The 19603-nt window shown below is 69.2% G+C and carries 20 protein-coding genes and 1 riboswitch; of the genes, 11 read left to right on the plus strand and 9 right to left on the minus strand.

Annotated elements, in window-relative coordinates:
* The first annotated feature begins 11 nt into the window (after positions 1–11).
* Complete coding sequence (locus tag ACFXKA_RS13350) at positions 12–1214, plus strand: MFS transporter (protein WP_379427394.1); 1203 nt, start codon at positions 12–14, stop codon at positions 1212–1214.
* 6 nt (positions 1215–1220) lie between these two features.
* Here the strand turns inward: ACFXKA_RS13350 and ACFXKA_RS13355 are convergent, their stop codons facing one another.
* Positions 1221–1439 (minus strand): DUF4287 domain-containing protein, encoded by a 219-nt coding sequence (locus ACFXKA_RS13355; protein ID WP_354833907.1) that lies wholly within the window; start codon positions 1437–1439, stop codon positions 1221–1223.
* A gap of 75 nt (positions 1440–1514) precedes the next feature.
* The gene (locus ACFXKA_RS13360; protein ID WP_379427395.1) at positions 1515–1937 is read right to left on the minus strand and encodes a DUF4267 domain-containing protein; all 423 of its coding nucleotides are present in this window, start codon (positions 1935–1937) and stop codon (positions 1515–1517) included.
* Positions 1938–2027: 90 nt separating this feature from the next.
* Here ACFXKA_RS13360 and ACFXKA_RS13365 point away from each other — a divergent pair, with 90 nt between their 5' ends.
* From ACFXKA_RS13365 to ACFXKA_RS13375, 3 genes are read left to right on the plus strand one after another with little or no spacing between them, the layout of a single operon-like run.
* A complete protein-coding gene (locus ACFXKA_RS13365; RefSeq protein WP_379427396.1) occupies positions 2028–2606 on the plus strand; it encodes a TetR/AcrR family transcriptional regulator in 579 nt (192 codons plus the stop codon).
* A 47-nt stretch (positions 2607–2653) separates the two neighbouring features.
* Positions 2654–4135 (plus strand): phytoene desaturase family protein, encoded by a 1482-nt coding sequence (locus tag ACFXKA_RS13370; RefSeq protein WP_379427397.1) that lies wholly within the window; start codon positions 2654–2656, stop codon positions 4133–4135.
* A 17-nt stretch (positions 4136–4152) separates the two neighbouring features.
* A complete protein-coding gene (locus ACFXKA_RS13375) occupies positions 4153–4554 on the plus strand; it encodes a hypothetical protein (protein WP_379427398.1) in 402 nt (133 codons plus the stop codon).
* Positions 4555–4666: 112 nt separating this feature from the next.
* Here the strand turns inward: ACFXKA_RS13375 and ACFXKA_RS13380 are convergent, their stop codons facing one another.
* From ACFXKA_RS13380 to ACFXKA_RS13400, 5 genes are all read right to left on the minus strand, one after another.
* Positions 4667–5602, minus strand: coding sequence for a cation diffusion facilitator family transporter (locus tag ACFXKA_RS13380; protein ID WP_379427399.1), 936 nt, complete (start codon positions 5600–5602; stop codon positions 4667–4669).
* Positions 5603–5679: 77 nt separating this feature from the next.
* Positions 5680–6939, minus strand: a complete 1260-nt coding sequence (gene manA, locus ACFXKA_RS13385; protein ID WP_379427400.1) for a mannose-6-phosphate isomerase, class I — start codon at positions 6937–6939, stop codon at positions 5680–5682.
* Positions 6939–8126 carry a tobH protein gene (locus tag ACFXKA_RS13390; RefSeq protein WP_379427401.1) on the minus strand — a complete coding sequence of 396 codons (1188 nt, stop codon included), beginning with the start codon at positions 8124–8126 and terminating at the stop codon, positions 6939–6941. The genes manA and ACFXKA_RS13390 overlap by 1 nt, the downstream gene beginning before the upstream one ends.
* 70 nt (positions 8127–8196) lie before the next feature.
* Positions 8197–9573: a phosphomannomutase/phosphoglucomutase gene (locus ACFXKA_RS13395; protein ID WP_379427402.1), complete on the minus strand. Its 1377-nt coding sequence runs from the start codon at positions 9571–9573 to the stop codon at positions 8197–8199.
* Between the two features lie 189 nt (positions 9574–9762).
* Positions 9763–10152 (minus strand): DUF3499 domain-containing protein, encoded by a 390-nt coding sequence (locus ACFXKA_RS13400; RefSeq protein WP_379427461.1) that lies wholly within the window; start codon positions 10150–10152, stop codon positions 9763–9765.
* Positions 10153–10403: 251 nt separating this feature from the next.
* On the opposite strand from ACFXKA_RS13400, the gene ACFXKA_RS13405 reads away from it, so the two are divergent.
* Positions 10404–10883, plus strand: a complete 480-nt coding sequence (locus tag ACFXKA_RS13405) for a metallopeptidase family protein (RefSeq protein ID WP_354833925.1) — start codon at positions 10404–10406, stop codon at positions 10881–10883.
* 177 nt (positions 10884–11060) lie between these two features.
* On the opposite strand, the gene ACFXKA_RS13410 is transcribed toward ACFXKA_RS13405, so the two are convergent.
* Entirely contained in the window at positions 11061–11321 is a 261-nt protein-coding gene (locus ACFXKA_RS13410; protein ID WP_379427462.1) for a WhiB family transcriptional regulator, read from the minus strand.
* A gap of 599 nt (positions 11322–11920) precedes the next feature.
* Between ACFXKA_RS13410 and cofD the strand changes: the two genes are divergently transcribed.
* From cofD to ACFXKA_RS13430, 4 genes are all read left to right on the plus strand, one after another.
* Positions 11921–12880, plus strand: coding sequence for a 2-phospho-L-lactate transferase (gene cofD, locus ACFXKA_RS13415; RefSeq protein WP_354834126.1), 960 nt, complete (start codon positions 11921–11923; stop codon positions 12878–12880).
* Positions 12877–14241: a coenzyme F420-0:L-glutamate ligase gene (locus ACFXKA_RS13420; RefSeq protein WP_379427403.1), complete on the plus strand. Its 1365-nt coding sequence runs from the start codon at positions 12877–12879 to the stop codon at positions 14239–14241. Before cofD ends, ACFXKA_RS13420 begins: the two co-directional genes overlap by 4 nt.
* On the plus strand, positions 14238–14756 hold the full coding sequence (locus ACFXKA_RS13425) for an NUDIX domain-containing protein (RefSeq protein ID WP_354833929.1): 519 nt from the start codon (positions 14238–14240) through the stop codon (positions 14754–14756). Before ACFXKA_RS13420 ends, ACFXKA_RS13425 begins: the two co-directional genes overlap by 4 nt.
* A gap of 76 nt (positions 14757–14832) precedes the next feature.
* Positions 14833–15003, plus strand: a riboswitch (FMN riboswitch).
* Positions 15004–15079: 76 nt separating this feature from the next.
* Positions 15080–15526, plus strand: a complete 447-nt coding sequence (locus tag ACFXKA_RS13430) for a 6,7-dimethyl-8-ribityllumazine synthase (RefSeq protein WP_379427404.1) — start codon at positions 15080–15082, stop codon at positions 15524–15526.
* Positions 15527–15669: 143 nt separating this feature from the next.
* On the opposite strand, the gene ACFXKA_RS13435 is transcribed toward ACFXKA_RS13430, so the two are convergent.
* On the minus strand, positions 15670–17034 hold the full coding sequence (locus tag ACFXKA_RS13435) for a cation:dicarboxylate symporter family transporter (RefSeq protein ID WP_354833932.1): 1365 nt from the start codon (positions 17032–17034) through the stop codon (positions 15670–15672).
* A gap of 226 nt (positions 17035–17260) precedes the next feature.
* On the opposite strand from ACFXKA_RS13435, the gene ACFXKA_RS13440 reads away from it, so the two are divergent.
* Positions 17261–18721, plus strand: a complete 1461-nt coding sequence (locus ACFXKA_RS13440; RefSeq protein ID WP_379427463.1) for an ATP-binding protein — start codon at positions 17261–17263, stop codon at positions 18719–18721.
* Positions 18718–19431 carry a response regulator gene (locus tag ACFXKA_RS13445; RefSeq protein WP_354833936.1) on the plus strand — a complete coding sequence of 238 codons (714 nt, stop codon included), beginning with the start codon at positions 18718–18720 and terminating at the stop codon, positions 19429–19431. Before ACFXKA_RS13440 ends, ACFXKA_RS13445 begins: the two co-directional genes overlap by 4 nt.
* Positions 19432–19603 lie beyond the last annotated feature (172 nt).

The raw sequence follows: 19603 nt of genomic DNA on the forward strand, positions 1-19603 counted from the left end.
AATATCGGAGCGTGGTCTCGCTTTCCGTTCAGCCCCGTCTGTCGCCGCCGTTCCGGCGGTTCCTGCTGATCCGTGCGATCTCGCTGGCGGGGAGTGCGATGACGCCGGTGGCGTTGGCGCTCGCGGTGCTGGGGGTGTCGGGGCGGCCAGGGGATCTGGGGATTGTGCTTGCGGCGCAGGTGATTCCGCAGATCGGCTTGCTGTTGGTCGGCGGGGTGGCCGCCGATCGGTGGTCCAGGCGGGCGGTGTTGGTGGGGGCCAATCTGTGTGCGGGAGTGACACAGGCCGGGGTGGCGGCGGTGCTGATCGGCGGGCACTACAGCCTGCCGGTGATCGCGGGGTTGGAGTTGCTCAATGGGGCCGCCAATGCGTTCGCCGCGCCCGCGTTGCGCGGGATCGTGCCGGAACTGGTGGCGGATGATGCTCTGCAACGGGCGAATTCGCTGTTGGCGGGGACCCGCAATGCCGCCAAGATCCTCGGGCCGACGGTGGCGGGGGTGCTGGTGGCCACGGTCGGCGGGGGCTGGGCGATCGCGGTCGACGCGGCGAGCTTCCTCGTCGCCGCCACGCTGCTGACCCGGCTGCGGCTCGCCCCGGCCACCACCCCGCCGGGTGCCGGGCTGTGGCGGGAGCTGCGGGCCGGGTGGCGGACCTTCCGGGGCATCCGCTGGGTGTGGATGATCACGGTGTCGTTCTGCCTGATCAACCTGCTGTATGCCGGTGTCTGGCAGATACTCGGCCCGGCGCTGACCCAGCAGCGGGCCGGGGACGCGGCCTGGGGACTGGTGCTCGGCGTACGGGCGCTCGGACTGCTCGCCATGAGTGCGCTCATGTATCGGCTCACGTTCCGATATCTGTTGCGCGCCGGGCAGTTGCTCGGGGTGTTCGGCGGATTCGGGCTGCTGGCACTGGGTTTCGGGGCCGGTCTGCCGATGCTGCTGGGGTGTGCCTTCCTGGCGGGGGTGGGGTTCACCGCCCTCGATATCGCTTCGGAAGTCTCACTGCAGCAGCATGTTCCGCGTGACATGCTCTCGCGGGTCACCGCCTACGGCGATCTGCTGTCCTATGCGGCGATCCCGGCCGGGCAGCTGATGGTGGGGCCGTTGGCCGCCCGTTTCGGTGCGTCGCCGGTGACGCTGGTGGGGGGATTCGCCTTCGCCGCGGTGTCGCTCGGGCCGCTGCTGGTGGCCGAGGTGCGTGACCTTCCCGGGTAGGGCGGGTCAGCGCTCCCACTTGCCGGGGTTGAGGTGGAACTGGACCAGGGCGGTGGCGTGGCCGTGACCCAGCTCGTGTTCGGTCTTCAGCCAGCTGACCAGGTCCTTGTGGCCGGTGCGGCCCGAGGTGGTCAGTGCGGCGAACCATTCGTCCACGGGGCGGCCGTATTTGGCCTCGATGGAGGGGAAGTACGAGGCCGGGCCGTGGGGTTTGGTGGTCGCCATGATCATCTCCTTGCGCTGTGGTGTCGAAGGGATCGACGGTGCGGCGCGGGCGAATTCATCGCGGTGTGACGCGGGTCATGCTGTGATGGCGCGGCCTGCGGTGGCGGTGCGCTCGTTGACCAGGAGCAGGCCGGTGGCGGCGACCAGGGCGGCGGTCACGCCGTGGACGCCGAAGGCCGTGGCCGTCGAGCCGTCGTGGCGCAGGATGGTGAGCATGTCGCCGGTGGGGATGGTGGCCATGACCAGCATGACGATGCCGAGTGCGTACCGCTGGCGGGCGGCGAGCAGGGCCACGATGAGCAGCGCGCAGGCCGCATCGCGGACGCCCTTCACGTTCAGGAAGTCGGCGGCTTCGCCGGTGGGGGAGACCCGCATGCCGAAGGTGGGCGCCATGGCCTGCGGATCGGTCAGATAGCGGAACCCGATGTAGGCGATGAACCCTGCTCCGGCGACGGCGAGGGTGGTGGCGATGCGGGAGGTGAGGCGCGAGGCGATCATGTCCGGTGCTCCAAGTTCTAGCGATGCTAACTGATGAAGCAACGCTAAATCATTCATCGGTAGTTTGTCTAGCGATGCTAGAGTTTTCCTATGAGCGTCATCCAGACCCGTAAGGAACGTGAGCGCGCCGAGCGCCGGCAGCGCATCGTCGACACCGCACGTGAGATCGCCGAGACCGACGGCTGGGACGCGGTCACCGTGCGCAAGCTCGCCGAGCGCATCGAATACAGCCAGCCTGTGCTGTACAGCCATTTCGCGGGGAAGGACGCCATCGTGTCGGCCGTCGCCGAGGCGGGCTGTACCGAATTCGCGGCGGTCGTCAAGCAACTGCGCGCCTCCGCCGCCACCCCGGAAGAGGCGTTGCGCGCGGTCGCCCAGGGCTTCCTCGACTTCGCCCGCGACAGCGCCGCCCTCTACGACGCCATGTTCCTGCTGCACACCGACCTGAAATTCGGTCCCGAGGCGCCGCAAGAGTTGAAGGACGCCTTCGGCGAGCTGCTGGAGACCTTCGCCCCCTTCGCCCCGCCCCACGACCCCGAGACCTTCACCGAGGTCGGCTGGAGCAGCCTGCACGGGCTGGCCACCCTGGATCGCAGTGGCCGCCTGCGGCCCGGCTTCCGGGACCAGCGGCTGGAAATCCTGGTCGCGCAATGGGTTCGCGGTAACTGACCCCATGGTTGCGCCACTACCGGCCGTGCCCGGCCTACGCTGAATTCATGGCTGACGCGGTGGTGGTCGGATCCGGGCCCAACGGGCTGGTGGCGGCGGTGATCCTGGCCCGGGCCGGGCTCGAGGTGGAGGTGTACGAGGCCTCCGACCACATCGGCGGGGGCTGCCGCACCGGCGAGGTGACCCTGCCGGGCTTCCACCACGACCTGTGCGCGGGCGCGCATCCCATGGCGGTGGCGTCCCCGGTCTTCCGGGCTTTCGATCTGAAGACGCACGGTGTCGAACTGCTCACCCCGCAGGTTTCCTACGCGCATCCGCTCGACGGCGGGCATGCCGGTCTGGCCTGGCTCGATCTCGACCGCACGGCCGACGGCCTGGGGCGCGACGGTGGTTCCTGGCGGCGGCTGTTCGGCCCGCTGGTGCGCAAGTGGGAGGACCTGGTCGGGCTGGCCATGTCGGACCTGCGGCATCCGCCGATCGACCCGGCCGGCCTGCTGCACCTGGATCCGGGCATCGAACTGCGCTTCGTCAGGCGGCTGCTCGAACAGTCGACGCCGTTGTGGAACATGCGTTTTCGCGAGGACATCGCACCCGCCCTGCTGACCGGCGTGGCCGCGCATGCCATCCGGCCCCCGCGCGGTGTGCCGGGCGCGGGCGTCGCGATGCTGCTCGGCACCCTCGCCCATGTGAGTGGCTGGCCGGTCCCGCGCGGCGGCAGCCAGGCCATCGTGGACGCGCTCGCCGATGATCTGAAAACCCATAGCGGCCGCATCTTCACCGGCCACCGCGTGGATTCCCTCGACGAATTCGACGAGGTCCGGGCCGTGTTGCTGGATGTCGCGCCCGCCGAACTCCAGCGCATCGCGACCCTGCCCGCCCGATACAACTTCGCGCTCAACAGGTTCCGCTACGGCGGCGCGGCCTGCAAGGTGGACTTCGCGCTCGCCGGACCCGTCCCGTGGCAGGCCACCGGCTGTGATCGCGCCGGCACCCTGCACCTGGTCGGCACCCGCGCCGAGGCCGTCGCCGCCGAAAAGGCCGTGGCCGCAGGGCGGCACGCCGATCGCCCCTACGTGCTGGCCATCCAGCCCGGCGTCGTCGATCCGACCCGGGCCCCGGAGGGCAAGCACACCCTCTACACCTACGCCCACGTCCCCCACGGTTCCGCCGAGGATCTCACCGAGGCCGTCACCGCCCAGGTCGAACGCTTCGCCCCCGGCTTCCGCGACCTCGTTCTCGCCACCCATGTCCGCACGGCCGCCACCATGCCCGCCCACAACCCGAACTACATCGGCGGCGACATCTCGGCGGGCGCGATGACCTTGCGCCAGACCGTCTTCCGCCCCGCGCCCCGCTGGAATCCGTACTCGACCCCGCTACCCGGGGTCTACCTGTGTTCCTCGGCCACCCCGCCCGGCCCGGGCGTGCACGGCATGAACGGCTACTTCGCCGCCCGCCACGCCCTGCGCACCGAATTCGACGTCCGCACCGACCCCCTCGAACTACTCACCGACCACTGGCGCATCTGATTGCTACGCTCCGGGGCATGGCCGGATATTCGGGCACGCCCCTGCCGCGCAAGCTCGGCATCAAGGCCGAGAGCCGGGTGCTGTTGGCCGGTGCGCCGGCGGGTTTCGAGCTGGGTGAGCTGCCCGGCGGGGTCGAGGTGCATCGCCGTGCGGCCACCGGGCCCTACGACGTGATCCTCGGGTTCTGTCCGGACCGCGCCACCCTGACGCGCCGATTCCCCGGCTGGCGGCAGCGGCTGGCGGTCGACGGCGGCCTGTGGCTGGCCTGGCCCAAAAAGGCGAGCGGCGTGCCCACCGATCTCGGTGAGAACGCCGCTCGGGAATACGGTTTGGCTCAGGGGCTGGTCGACAACAAGGTCGCCGCCATCGACGACACCTGGTCGGGATTGCGGTTCGTCATCCGCCTCGCCGACCGGTAAGTGACAACTGATTTCGTGCCGGTTGGAGTAACTCGTCGAGTACCTCCGAAATCGGTTGGGCTGCCATCCGCCGGCATGGGTTCCCAACTGTCAACGGCACCTGAGCCGTCCGCTAAAGGCTCGGGGAGGCGGGGGAGTGTGTCCGGTATAGATCCGGCTCCAGGTAGATGACCCGGGCGGCCGGGACCTCGGCGCGCACCCGCGCCTCGGCGTCGTCGATCGCGGTCGCGATATCGGCGATCGTCAGGCCGGGCACGATGGAAACCTTTGCGGCCACCAGCATTTCCTCCGGACCCAGGTACTGGGTGCGCAGGTGGATGACCCGGTCGATGTGCCGGTTGTCGACCAGCGCGGTGCGGATCGCGGCGTCCTCCTCGGGCGTCGCGCCCTCGCCGATGAGCAGGCTCTGCATCTCGATGATGAGGATGACGGCGATGGCGCCGAGCAGCAGCCCGATGGCCAGGGTGCCCACGCCGTCCCACACCGGATCGCCGGTGATCATGGTCAGGCTGATGGCCGCGAAGGCGAAGATCAGGCCGATCAGCGCGCCCGAGTCCTCCAGCAGCACCACCGGCAGCTCCGGATTGCGCGAGTTGCGGATGAACCGCCACCAGCTCGAATTGCCCTTGAGCGGCTTGGATTCCCGCATGGCCGTGATGAAGCTGAAGCCCTCCAGGCAGATGGCGAGGCCGAGGATGACGATCGCGACGATCGGATTGGACAGTTCCTCGGGATGCTGGATCTTGTGGATGCCCTCCCAGATCGCGTACAGCGAGCCGAGCGCGAAGATGACCAGCGCGACCACGAACGAATAGAAGTACCGGTTGCGCCCGTAGCCGAACGGGTGCAGCTGGTCGGCCTCCTGTTCCGCGCGGCGCTGACCGAGCAGCAGCAGCCCCTGGTTGGAGGTGTCGGCCACCGAGTGCACGGCCTCGGCCAGCATGGACGCCGATCCGGTGATCGCCGCGCCCACGAATTTGGCCGCCGCGATACCGGCGTTCGCGCTCAGCGCCGCCAGGATGGCCTTCTTACCGCCGCCCGCAGACAATGAACCGCCCCTTCCCGAATCTATGTCCGTTTTGTCCTAAACGCCTGTGACCGGGAGAGCCTACTAGAGCCCGGGCGTCACTCCTCGCCGACGGCCGCGCAGAACAGCTGCGCCGAGCCGTCCGCGTCCCCGTCGCCATCCTCGTCCACCGCGATCGCCTGCGCGCGAATCCCGCCGTCGGCAGCCGAGATCCACGCCGCGCGCCCGCGTTCCACGATCAGCTCGTGATTGCCCTGGGACAGCTTCACCCGCCCGTGCGTGACCAGCGCGATCCCCGGTCCCGACCGCAGCACCGGCACCGGCTCGGCCCCCGCGGCCAGTTCGAAACGGCTGAGCGCGAATTCGGGCGCGGGCGTGTGATAGCGGAACACGCTGTCCGACACCCGCTCCGCCGTCACGACCGGCAGGTCCAGCGGCTCGAAGTCCAGCACCCGCAGCAGCTCCGGCACATCCACGTGCTTGGGCGTGAGCCCGCCGCGCAGCACATTGTCGGAGTTGGCCATGATCTCCACACCGACCCCGCGCAGGTACGCGTGCAGGTTCCCGGCGTCCAAGAACAGGCCCTCGCCCGGCTCCAGGGTGATGCGGTTGAGCAGCAGCGCCGCCAGCACCCCGGCGTCGCCGGGATACGCCTCGGCGAGCTCGAGCGCCGTGCGCACCTCGGCCACGAATTCCTTGCCGGCGCCGCCGCTTCGGGCCTCCGACAGATACCGCACGCAGCCGTCGAGCACCTTGGGCAGCAGCATGCTCAGACTGCCCTGCGGCAGCGCGATCCAGGTGGTGAACAGCGTGCGCAGCCCCGCCGAGTCGGGCTGGGCGGCAAGCAGTTCGGCGTACTGGCTCAGTTCGGGCACGTCCAGGGCATTGAGCAGCCGCACGGTCTGGCGCGGATCGCGGAATCCGGCCAGCGCCTCGAAACGGTGCAGCGCCACCACGAGTTCGGGCTTGTGGTTCTCGTCGCGGTAGTTGCGCATGGGGGAGTCGATGGCGACCCCGTTGTGGTTCTCCCGCGCGAACCCGGCCCGGGCCTGTTCGACGCTGGGGTGCGCCTGCAGCGAGAGCGGCTCCTCGGCGGCCAGGACCTTCAGCAGGAACGGCAGCTTTCCGCCGAATTCGCCCGACACCGGCCCGAGTTCGCGCTGCGGGTCGGCGCTGACCAGCTCCAGCAGGGATTCGCTGTGCCCGTTGATCTGCACCCGCGCCGGATCGGCGGGATGCGCGCCGAACCAGAGTTCGGCCTCCGGGTGCGCGGAGGGGACCGGTCGTCCGCACAGCTGAGCGAGCGCGGTGCGCGAACCCCAAGCGTAGGAACGCAGCGCACCAACGAGTTCGTGCACTAGTAGTTGCCCCCGTCGTAGCGTCCCGGTCCGGTGGCCGGGCGGGAACCGAGTAGTCGGAGATAGGCGGCCGCCATCTCCAGCCGAAGTGCGAGTACCGCAAGCTTTTCCAGCTCACCACCCTGGACGGCGGGTGCGGTCTGCCCCGCCGCCTCGGCGGCAACGGCGGCTGCGGCGGCCACCTCGGTGTCCACGGTGATCAGGTCGGTGTCGACCAGCCCTGCGGCGGAACCGAACACGGCCAGTCGCCGGCGCACCGTCACCTCGTCCGGATCGGCGCTCACCACGAACACCCGCACCTGCTCCACTGGCGCCGGCCCGTCCAGCTGCTCGTCGTGGAACAGCGGATCGAATCCGGGGGCGGCCACCCCGGCGGTGTCGACCAACCGGCCGTGCGCCGCAACGGCTTCCGAGAGCGTGACCGCGGCAGCGGTCTGCCCGGCCGTGGCCAGCAGCACCTCGGCGCCGTGCTCGGCGAGCACGGTGGCGGCGCCGGAATCACCGGCCAGCACCAGGCGCTTGCGCTGCTGCATGCGAGTGGCCAGGGTCTTGGCGGGATTGTGGAAGGCCTCGTGCTGCGGTCCGTCGCGCAGCGCCTCCCCGTCGAGCAGGTCTGCGAGAGCGTTCAATTCGGGCACCAGCGGCCCGATGCGGTGCGGGTCGATGGTGGTCAGCACGGCCAGGCCCGCGGCCAGATAGCGCAGCATGCGGTTGTGGTCGAGGACCCGCACCCGCGGCGCGAGAATGGTGGCGCGCCCGGCGGCGGCCGCCCGGATGGGTCCCTCGTCCGGCGCGGCCACGACCACTTCGGCACCCCGTCGAAGTGCTCGGTCCACCGCTTCGGACAACCGCGGATCACCCGCGTCGTCGCCCGCCACCAGCACCACGTCCAGCGGCCCGACCCACGGCGGGATCGAAGTCGCCGGTACCAGCGGCATACTCGTGCGGTCACCGAGGGCTGCGATCAACAGCGCCGCCGCGCGTGCGGCGCGCCCGCTGCCCGACACCAGGACCAGACTGCGGGGCCGCAGATCGGTCAGCCGGGTCAGCGCATCTTCGGAAAGTGCCGCGGCGGTTGCCCTTACCTGGGCTCCCCCCGACGCGGCGGAGCGGAGTACACCCCCGGCGTCCGCCGCCTCCAGCGAGGCGACGTCATCGAGGTCGATTACCGGTGTCCCAGCGATCATCGGGCGTTGCCACCTCCCCTCATCGGGTCACCAGACGGTGAATCCAAGCTCTGTGATTCCACTATTCCAGTCAGGCGCGGACGATGCTCAGGATCTCGGTTACGAGTGCGTCTACTTCATCCTGCGATCGCGCCTCGACGTTGAGTCGCAGCAGCGGTTCGGTATTGGAGGCGCGCAGGTTGAACCACGCGCCGTCGGCCAGCTGCACGGTCACGCCGTCCAGCCGATCGACCGATTTCGCCCGCTTGCCGAACGCCTCGAGTACGGCCAGGGTCCGCTCCTGCGCATCCGCCACCGTCGAGTTGATCTCCCCGGAGGCCGCGTACGTCGCGTAGGCGGAGGCCAGTTCCGACATGGGCCGGTCCTTCTCACCCAGCGCGGCCAGCACGTGCAGGGCCGCGAGCATGCCGGAGTCGGCGCCCCAGAAGTCGCGGAAGTAGTAGTGCGCCGAGTGCTCGCCGCCGAAGATCGCGCCGGTGGCCGCCATCTGCTGCTTGATGAACGAGTGGCCGACCCGGGTGCGCACCGGGGTGCCGCCGAGTTCGGTCACCAGTTCCGGCACCGCCCGGGAGGTGATCAGGTTGTGGATGACGGTCGCGCCCGGTTCCTTGGTCAGCTCGCGCTCGGCCACCAGGCCGGTGATGGCCGACGGCGAGACCGGGTCGCCCTTCTCGTCCACCACGAAGCAGCGGTCGGCGTCGCCGTCGAAGGCCAGGCCGAGGTCGGCGCCGGTCTTGCGGACGTGGTCCTGCAGATCCACCAGGTTCTTCGGATCCAGCGGATTGGCTTCGTGATTGGGGAAGCTGCCGTCGAGTTCGAAGAACAGCGGCTCGACCGTGTACTGCGCCAGCGTGCCCAGCACGGCGGGCACCGTGTAGCCGCCCATGCCGTTGCCGGCGTCCACCGCGATGCGCAGCGGACGCGAACCGCTCAGGTCGACCAGCTTGTGCAGGAAGTCGGCGTATGCCGAGAGCAGGTCCTCCCGGGTCTCGGTGCCGCGCGGCCCGTCGAAGGCCGGGACGCCCGCGACGACCTCCTCGGTGATGATGGCCAGCCCGGTGTCCTGACCGACCGGCAGCGCCTTGGCGCGGCACAGCTTGATGCCGTTGTATTCGGCGGGATTGTGGCTGGCGGTGAACATGGCCCCGGGGCAGTCCAGGTGGCCGGAGGCGAAGTAGAGCTCGTCGGTGGAGGCCAGGCCGATGTGCACCACATCGAGTCCCTGGGCGAGCACGCCGTCGGCGAAGGCGGCGGCCAATTCCGGTGAGGAGTCGCGCATATCGTGACCGATGACGATGCGCCGGGCGCCCTCGCCGCGCATCAGCCGGGCGAAGGAACCGGCAACATCCCGGACGAAGTCCGCGTCGATCTGTTCGCCGACAACTCCGCGAACGTCGTATGCCTTGATGACTGCTTGAACGGACTCGGCGGACCGGGCGACTGTCATGCGCACCACCCTAGTAGCTGACCGCGACAATGAGAGACTTCCCCCGACCCTTGCCAACCGGACAACTGATTTCGTGAGGCGAGGGTAACTCGCCGGGTACGTCCAAATTGGTGACGGCACTCAACCGCCGGCACGGGATGTCGATGGTTCACGGCTCTCAACCGTCCGCCGAAGGCGCGGGGAGGCGGGCTAGCCCGGCGGGTCCGGCAGGACGCGTAGATGGCCGCGTCTGCCGGTACGACCCGTGCGGGTCGGGCGCTGCGGGGCGGGAGCGTAGTCGCTGTAGCCGCGCGGATCGGGTTCCGGTGTGCGGCGGCGCAATCCGGCCTCGCGGACGGCTTCGGCGAGCGCGGTGAGATCGTCGTCGTCCGGAGTCGAGGAGGAAAACCCGCCCTCGTGGCGGACCAACTCCCATCCCTTGGGCGCGGTGATCCGGGAAGCATGCGTTTCACACAGGTCCCAGGAATGTGGCTCCGCCACCGTGACCAGCGGACCCACGACTGCCATCGAGTCGGAGTACACATAGGTCAGCGTCGCGACGGCCGGGTTCTTGCAGCCTGGACGGCAGCAACGACGCATGGGGATCACGCCATGCAGGGTAACCCCCCTCACGCCCTCGTGGACACAGACACGCTCAATGAAGCCCGTCTCACTCGCGCCACGAGGGCCTCGGGTAGCTGTGCGCTTTCGTGCCGCGGGCGCGTCGCGACGGCCCCCGGAACGCGGTCGCCGGGTCTCCGGAATGCCGTCGCGGCGGGCCGCCGCACCGGCCGGGCGGCCCGGCGAGGCGGGTGCTCACACCCGCCCGGGGTAGGGGTTAGATTCAAGGTATGACCCGTTCACGTAAGAGGCGACCGCCCACCGCGCGGTCGGTCATCCGCCGCGGGCGGGGTGTGCGCGGGCCGATGTTGCCACCGACCGTGCCCGCCCGGCGCACCCGGGGCCAGGAGTTCGACCGTCTGGTGCTGGAGGCCTTCGCGCCGCTGGAGACCCGCTGGCACGAGCAGCTCACCAAGCTCGACATCGCCGTCGACGACGTGCCGAAAATCCGTCCGCTGCACCCGGATTCGGTCACCTGGCCGGAAGAGGTGGTGGCCGACGGCCCGGTGCCGCTGTCCCGCCTGATCCCGGCCGGTGTGGACCGCTACGGCATGGCCACCCGCGCCCGCGTCGTCTTGTTCCGCAAGCCGTTGGAGCTCCGTGCCGGCGACCCCGACGACCTGGTCGACCTGCTGCGCGAGGTCCTCGTGCAACAGATCGCCACCTACTTGGGTGTGGAACCCGACATCATCGATCCCGACCCGGAGTAGCCGGATGCAACCGCATACCCCGAACTACGTTTCGCAACAACTGATTTCGTAAGTTCGGGGTAACTCGCCGGGTACCTCCACGGTGGTCTCGGCACCCAACCGCCGACACGGGCTGCCAGCGCTCAACGGCTCCCAAGTCCCCCGCTGAAGGCTCGGAGAGGCGGGGGAGCGGGAGCGTCAGCTGATGCCCCGCTTCAAGCGGCGGCGCTCCCGCTCGGAGAGTCCGCCCCAGATGCCGAAGCGCTCGTCGTTGGCCAGGGCGTATTCGAGGCACTCGTCGCGGACCTCGCAGCCCATGCAGATGCGCTTGGCCTCGCGGGTGGAGCCGCCCTTCTCCGGGAAGAACGCCTCCGGGTCGGTCTGGGCGCACAGCGCCCGTTCCTGCCACTGTTCGGCCTCGGTCATCGTGCGACCGCCGCGCGAGAAAGTGTCGTACATATCCTCGGCACCGGTGACGATCAGGCTCAGCCGCGGCGGTTCGGGCTGGTAGGCGGCTCGCGCCCACTGTCCGCCCCCCGGTCGCGCAGTCGTCATCGGTTCACCCCCCTCGTATCCGTTCCGATCGTCGGCGCAGAAGTCAGGTGCTGCGCCAGTCGTGGAATCGGTTTGCGATACACCGCCCGGAATGCCCGACGGGGCCAGCTCTTCGGCCATCGCTCCGCCTCCTCACTGTGTGTTAGCGCAGAATGATTAATCCGTCGGAGCCGATCCCACCGACGGCCCAACACCGCGGCGTAGTCCCGCGGCCATCCCCGAGCTTGGCGTCACTCCGGTGCGAACGCCTGTTCGAAAACCCGTCCGCGCCTTGCACTCTCACGCGGACCCGGAATGACATGCCTGTGATTAGACACGCCGGGAGCGGCGATGGTCAAGCTGCCGAAGCGATTCCGTTACCATCTGCGACCCCGTCGGGACGTGTTCCCGCAGTTCAAATAGCAAATTCGCAGCAAATGAGCTGCGGAACGACTTTCCGCTTCGAACGCATAGGCTGTGCGGATGTGACTCGAGAACAAGCGGACACCGCGCCCGGCACCGGCCTGCGGATCGCCGTCCTGGTCGGCGGAGTCGGCGGCGCGCGGTTCCTGACGGGGGTGCGCGAACTGCTGCCCGGAGCCGACACCACGGCCATCGTCAATGTCGGCGACGACGTGTGGATGCACGGGCTGCGCATCTGTCCTGACCTGGACACCTGCATGTACACCCTGGGTGGCGGCATCGACCCCGAACGGGGCTGGGGGCACGCGAACGAGACCTGGAGCGCCAAGGAGGAGCTGGCGAAATACAAGGCTCAGCCCGATTGGTTCGGGCTGGGCGACCGGGATATCGCCACGCATCTCATTCGCACCGAAATGCTGCGTCAGGGATACCCGCTCTCGGCGGTCACCGAGGCGCTCTGCAATCGGTGGCAACCGGGTGTGAAACTGCTTCCGGCAACCGACGACCGATGCGAAACACATGTCGTAATCGGTGACCCGGAGAACCCTGGCGAACGCCGCGCGATCCATTTCCAGGAGTGGTGGGTTCGATACCGGGCGAACGTAGAGACCCATGGATTCGTGACTATTGGGGCAGATGCTGCGAAACCAGCCCCGGGTGTGATCGAAATCATAGACTCAGCGGATGTGATCCTGCTCGCTCCGTCGAACCCCGTCGTGAGCGTGGGCGCCATCCTCTCGGTTCCCGGCATTCGCGGCGCACTGCGCACCACCGATGCCAAGGTGATCGGATTGTCCCCGGTGATCGGCGGAAAACCGTTGCGCGGCATGGCCGATGAGTGCCTGTCGGTGATCGGCGTCGAAACCTCCGCCGAGGCCGTCGGCAACTACTACGGCGCGCGCTCGAGTACCGGCATTCTCGACGGCTGGCTCGTGCACACCGGCGACACCGCCGACATTCCGGGCGTCGAAGTCCGGAGCGTGCCACTGCTCATGACCGACCCGGCCGCGACCGCCGAGATGGTTCGCGAAGCCCTCGATATCGCGGGAGTCAAACCGTGACAACGGATTCCATCGAAGCGCTGGGCGATCACGCGTCCGGCGGCGAACTGCGCATCCTGCCCGTTCCGGGCCTGCCGGAATTCCGCCCGGGCGACGATGTCGCCGACGCGATCGCGGCACGGGCGCCCTGGCTCCAGGACGGTGACGTGCTGGTGGTGACCAGCAAGATCGTCGCCAAGGCCGAGGGCCGCATCGTGACCGTGCCCAGCGACCCCGAGGAACGCGACGCGGCACGCCGGCAACTGGTGCTCGACGAGTCGGTGCGGGTGCTGGCGCGCAAGAACCGCACCCTCATCACCGAGAACCGGCTCGGCATCGTGCAGGCCGCCTCCGGAGTCGACGGCTCCAATGTGGAACAGGGCGAACTGGTCCTGCTGCCGGAGGATCCGGACGCCAGCGCCAAGGCGCTCCGTACCGCGCTGGCCGACCGCCTGGGCGTGCAGGTGGCCGTGGTCATCACCGACACCATGGGCCGGGCCTGGCGCAACGGCCAGATCGACGCCGCCATCGGGTCGGCGGGCATCCGGGTGCTGCACGACTACGACGGCGCGGTGGACGGACAGGGCAATGAACTGCACGTCACCCTGGTCGCGGTGGCCGACGAGCTGGCCGCGGCCGCGGACCTGGTGAAGGGCAAGCTGGGCGGGGTCCCGGTCGCGGTGGTGCGCGGGCTCGACTACACCGACGACGGATCCACCGCCGGGGATCTGCTGCGGAGCGGCGAGGACGATCTGTTCTGGCTGGGCACCGAGGAATCCGTCGAGCTCGGCCGCAGACAGGCGGTGCCGCTGCGGCGTTCGGTGCGCCGGTTCGCCGAGACGCCGGTGCCGCCGGAGCTCATTCGCGAGGCGGTCGCCGCCGGGCTCACCGCGCCCGCGCCGCACCACACCCGTCCGGTCCGCTTCGTCTGGGTCCGCAAGCGTGGCCTGCGCGAGCAGCTGCTCGAGGCCATGGCCGAGAAGTGGCGCACCGACCTGACCGGTGACGGCCGCACCCCGGAGAGCGTGGAGAAGCGGGTCGCGCGCGGGCGCATCCTCTTCGACGCCCCCGAGATGATCATCCCGTTCTGCGTGCCCGACGGCGCGCACGATTATCCGGACGAGCGCCGCCGCGCCGCCGAGCAGACCATGTTCACCGTCGCGGTGGGCGCGGCCGTGCAGGGCCTGCTGGTCTCGCTGGCCGTGCGGGGTGTGGGCAGCTGCTGGATCGGGTCGACCATCTTCGCGCCCGAGGTCACCCGCGACGTGCTGGGCCTGGAGGCGGACTGGAATCCGCTGGGCGCCATCGCCATCGGGTACCCGCTCGACGAGATCGCCCCGCGTGAGGCGCGCGAGCCCGGCCTCGGGCTGGTCGAGCTGTGAGCGCGGAGTCGCTGCACAAATCGGCGACCGAGCTGCTGGAGACCTGGTCCCCGGCAACGGGTCCGGAGTGCTCCATCCGGGAGGCCATGCTGGCCTTCCTGGGTTCCGCGCCGCGCGGCTGCCTGCGCGAGCATGCGGCCGGGCACATCACCGCCTCTGCCATCGTGTTCTCCCACGACGAGCGCGAGGTGCTGCTGACCCTGCACCCGCGGGTGGGCCGCTGGATCCAATTGGGCGGGCACTGTGAGGAATCCGACGATTCGGTCGCGGCGGCCGCCTTCCGTGAGGCGACCGAGGAGTCCGGTATCGACGGGCTGGTGCTCGAGCCCGGCCTCTACGGCGCTCAGGCGCACCCCATCACCTGCTCGCTGGGCGTGCCGACCCGGCACCTGGACCTGCTGTTCAAGATCAAGGCGCCGGAAGGCGCTGTGCCGGTGCGCAGTTCGGAGTCGACCGACCTGCGCTGGTGGCCGGTGGACGGGCTGCCCGCCGATTCCGACGTGCTGGTGCGCTGAGACCCGGCCGTGCTGTCGTGTTGTGCGGTACACGGGGTTCCGGATGCCGGAATCCCCGTGTTACTGTCCGCTACGTACACGTTCTCAGGGCGGGGTGGAATTCCCCACCGGCGGTAATGGCATCCGGACCGATCCGGAGTGCACGAGCCCGCGAGCGCCACAGTGTCTCTCATCGGCAGTGTGGGTCGAGCAGATTCCGGTGTGATCCCGGAGCCGACGGTCACAGTCCGGATGAAAGAGAACGCGGCACCGGCACGTCCGCACCGCTGGACGGGCCTGTTCGCGTCTTGCCCTGGGTGACATCGCGAACAGGAGGAATCCCCATGTCACCCACTTCCACTCGCATCGCCCTCGTCGCCGCGCGCTGGCACAGCGACATCGTCGACAAGGCCCTCGCATCCTGCCGGGCCGGGCTGCTCGAGCGCGGCTACACCGAGGTCGACGTGATCGAGGTGCCCGGTGCGTTCGAAATCCCGTTGCAGGTCAAGCGTTTGGCCACCCGCGGCTCCTACGCCGCGGTCGCGGGCTGCGCGCTCGTCGTGGACGGCGGCATCTACCGGCACGACTTCGTGGCCTCGACGGTCGTCGACGCGCTCATGCGGGTGCAGCTCGAGACCGATGTGCCGGTCTTCTCGGCCGTGCTGACCCCGCACCACTTCCACGAGCACGGCGAGCACCTGACCTATTTCGCGCGGCATTTCGAGGTGAAGGGCGCGGAGCTGGCCAATGCCATCGCCGCCACCCTGGCCCTGGACGCGGTCGGGGCGTAGACAACGCGGTCGCCGCCTGGACAAAAGGGAAACCCTGCCCGCACGAGCCGGAGGCGGCTGGTCGTGCGGGCAGGGTGCGGGTTCCGCCGGCGCGTACGGGGGGAGAACGCGCCGACGGTCCGGGTTCGGCCTGGGGGTTGGGTTCAGGCCGGAACCAGGTCTTTCTCTTGCGGGCCCGGTGCTTCCGGGGCGGCGGGGGCCGGGTGGTCCTCCACCATGGCCTGCTCGTCGAAGGGGATCTCGCGATCCAGCACCGCGCGGACGCGGGCCGGGTCGATGGTCTTGGTCCAGGTGCCGATCAGCAGCGTGGCGACCGCATTGCCCGAGAAGTTGGTCAGCGCACGGGCTTCCGACATGAACCGGTCGATGCCGACGATCAGGCCGACGCCGTCCAATAGTTCCGGGCGATGGCTCTGCAGGCCGCCGGCCAGCGTGGCCAGGCCCGCGCCGGTGACACCCGCCGCGCCCTTGGAGGCCACGATCATGAACAGCAGCAGGCCGATCTGCTCGTGCCAGGCCAGCGGCTTGCCCATGGCGTCGGCCACGAACAGGGTGGCCATGGTCAGGTAGATGGCGGTGCCGTCCAGGTTGAACGAATACCCGGTCGGGACAACCACACCCACGGTGGTGCGGTCCACGCCCACATGCTCCATCTTGGCGATGAGCCGCGGCAGCGCCGACTCCGAGGACGAGGTGGCGAAGATCAGCAGGTACTCCCGCGCCAGGTAGCGCACCAGCTTGAAGATGGAGTTCCCGGCCACCAGCCGCAGCAGCAGGCCCAGCACGCCGAAGATGAACACGACGCAGGTGAGATAGAAGGCCACCATCAGCAGCGCCAGCTGCTTGACCGCGTCGAGCCCGGTGCGCGCCACCACATTCGCCATGGCGCCGAACGCGCCGATGGGGGCCAGCCACAGGATCATGGTCAGAATCCGGAAGACCAGCTTCTGCACCGACGCGACCCCGCGCAGGATCGGCTCGCCCGCAGTGCCCATGGCCTGGATGCCGAAGCCCACCAACAGCGCCACGAACAGCGCCTGTAGCACCTTGCCCGAGGTCAGCGACGACAGCAGGGTGGTCGGCACGATGTCCTCGAGGAACTGCCAGGTGCCGCCCGCCGCCTTGGCGTCGGTGGCGTACTTGCTGATCTCCTTCGCGTGGGCGGCCACGTTCAGCCCCGAACCCGGGTGCAGCAGGTTGCCGACCAGCAGGCCGATGGCCAGCGCCACCGTGGACATGATCAGGAAGTAGCCGATGGCCAGGCCGCCGACCTTGCCGACCTTGGCGGCCGCCCGCACCGAGCCGATGCCGAGCACGATGGTGCAGAAGATGACCGGGGCGATCATCATCTTGATGAGGTTCACGAAGATCGTGCCGAGCTCGCCGACGCTCTTGCCGACGCCCGGGGCCAGCCAGCCGACCAGGACGCCCGCGACGACGGCCACGATGACGGCCAGATAGAGCCAGTGGGTACGGTCTCGGCGCTGCCGGGTTGTCGTGTCGCTCATCTCGCTGGTGCCTCCGGGTCAGTGCCCGCATGACGTTTGCTCCACGCGGGTGTTCGGAGAGAATCATGATCCGGGTAGTGACCTGGGTCACTGTTTCGTAAATTATGTTCATGAAGTACCCGGAGGAATCGTGAGAGGTCGAAGAACCCGGGCCCGCCGTACGCTGGCCGGGCAGGTGTTCGTGGTGCAGGTGCTGGTACTGGCGGTGGTGATCACCGCCGCGTCGATGCTTGCGTTCCTGCAGACCCGCCGGGTGCAGGACGACGCCACCCGTGCGGAGGTCATCGATACCTCGATCGCGGTGGCGCAGTCGCCCTCGACGCTGGCCGGGGTGCGGAGCCCGAATCCGACCGCCGCACTGCAGCCGGTGACCGAGGCCATCCGCAAGGCGACGGGTATGGACTTCATCGTGGTGATGGCCCCCGATCGGACCCGCTACACCCACACCGAGACCGACCGGATCGGAAAGCCCTTCAGCGGCAACATCGATCGCGCCCTCGCGGGGGAGACCTTCACCGAGACCTTCACCGGCACGCTGGGCCCGTCGATTCGCGCGGTCACCCCGGTGCGCGATGCCGACGGCCGCATCGTCGCGCTGGTGTCGGCGGGCGTCACCCGCACCCACATCGGTGAACAGGTGCGCGCCCAGCTACCGCTCATCCTGGCCGCCGCGGCCGGCGGCCTGGCGCTGGCCATGATGAGTTCGCTGTTGTTGCGGCGCAGGCTGTTACGGCAGACGCACGGCCTCGGGCCCGCCGAGCTGCGAGCCATGTACGAGCATCACGACGCGGTGCTGCATTCCATCCACGAGGGCCTGCTGGTGTTCGACAGATCCGATGAGCGCGCCGAGGTGGTCAACGATCAGGCGCGGCTGCTGCTCGATCTGCCGGACGGGCCGATCACGCGCGCGGATCTGCCGGTGTCGTTGCAGCGCTTGGGAACCGGTGTGGTCCGTGACGAGATGCACGTGACCCCGGACCGGGTGCTGGTCGTCAACCAGGACGTGGTGGAGCACGCCGGGCGCCGCATCGGCACCGTGCTCACCCTGCGCGATCACACCGAATTGCGGGATGTGCTGGGCGAATTGGATTCGGTGCGCGGCTTCGCCGAATCGCTGCGCGCCCAGGCGCACGAATCCGCCAACCGGCTGCACACCGTGGTCACCATGGTGGAGCTGGGCCGCCCGCGCGAAGCGGTGAACTTCGCGACCGCGGAACTCGAACTGTCCCAGGCCCTCATCGACCGGCTCACCGGTGCGGTGGCCGAACCCGCGGTGGTGGCGCTGCTGCTGGGCAAGGTGGAGCAGGCCGCGGAGAACGGGGTGGAGCTGACCGTCACCGGCGACACGCTGCTCGACACCACCGACCCGCTGACGCCGCACGAGATGGTCACGCTGCTGGGCAATCTCGTCGACAACGCCCTGGACGCGGTCGGGCACGACGAGGACGCGTGGGTGGAGGTGACGGTGCGGCGGGACGAGCCGGAGCTGTACGTCCGGGTGGCCGACAGCGGCCCGGGCATGTCGGAGGAGTTGTTCACCCGTGCCACCGAACGCGGCTATTCCACCAAGACCGACCACCACGGGCTGGGCCTGGCGCTGGTACGCCGGTTGGTTGCCAGGCATGCCGGCGAGTTGCGGGCCCAGCGGGAACCGGAATCCGCGGTGATCGTGAGGTTTCCGCGATGAATGCCGCGCCGGCATCGGCGATCCGCGTGCTGATCGTCGAGGACGAGCCGAAAATCGCTGCGGCACATCGCTCTTACGTGGAGCGGGTGCCGGGTTTCACGGTGGTCGCGGTGGCGCACACCGGTCGCGACGCCATCTCGATCGCGAAAAGGTCACAATCTTCCGGTGTCCCCATTGATCTGGTGCTGATGGATATCGGATTGCCGGATATGAGCGGGCTCGCCGTCGCCGCCGCGCTGGCGGGACTGCGGCCGCGGCCCGACGTCATCGCCGTCACCTCGGCGCGCGATCTGGCCATGGTGCGCTCGGCCGTCTCGCACGGCGTGGTGCTGTATCTGCTGAAGCCCTTCACCTTTGCGGCCTTCCGCGAGAAACTGGACCGCTACGTCGAATACCGGGCGGCGCTGCCCGCCGGGGAGACGGCGGTGTCGCAGCAGGACATCGATCGCGCCTTCGGTGTGCTGCGCACTCCGGATCAGCGACCCACCTCGCCGAAAGGCATTGCGCCGCAGACGATGGACGAGGTGTCGCGGGCGGTGCGGGCCGCGCCGGACGGGCTGTCCGCGGGCGAGGCGGGGCGCGCGGTGGGGGTGTCCCGGGTGACGGCGTGGCGGTATCTGGAGCGGATGGCCGAAGACGGCGTGGTGGAGCGGCGGACCGACTACGGTCGGACCGGCCGCCCGCAGGTTCGATATGTGTGGTTTCGCTGAGCCCGGTTTCGCTCCTGGTTTGCGTTCGAGGCCCAATGACGGGAACCACGCGGTCGGTTGCGGCAGAACCGACTGCTCATGATGTAACGGTGGCCACCTTTCGGTCCGGCCGGGTGCTGTAACAGGGACTAGGTTCCAAGATATGTAGCTGCGAAGTTCTTCGAGGTATTGA

The sequence above is a fragment of the Nocardia sp. NPDC059228 genome (genome assembly GCF_042754245.1).
Classification (GTDB): Bacteria; Actinomycetota; Actinomycetes; order Mycobacteriales; family Mycobacteriaceae; genus Nocardia.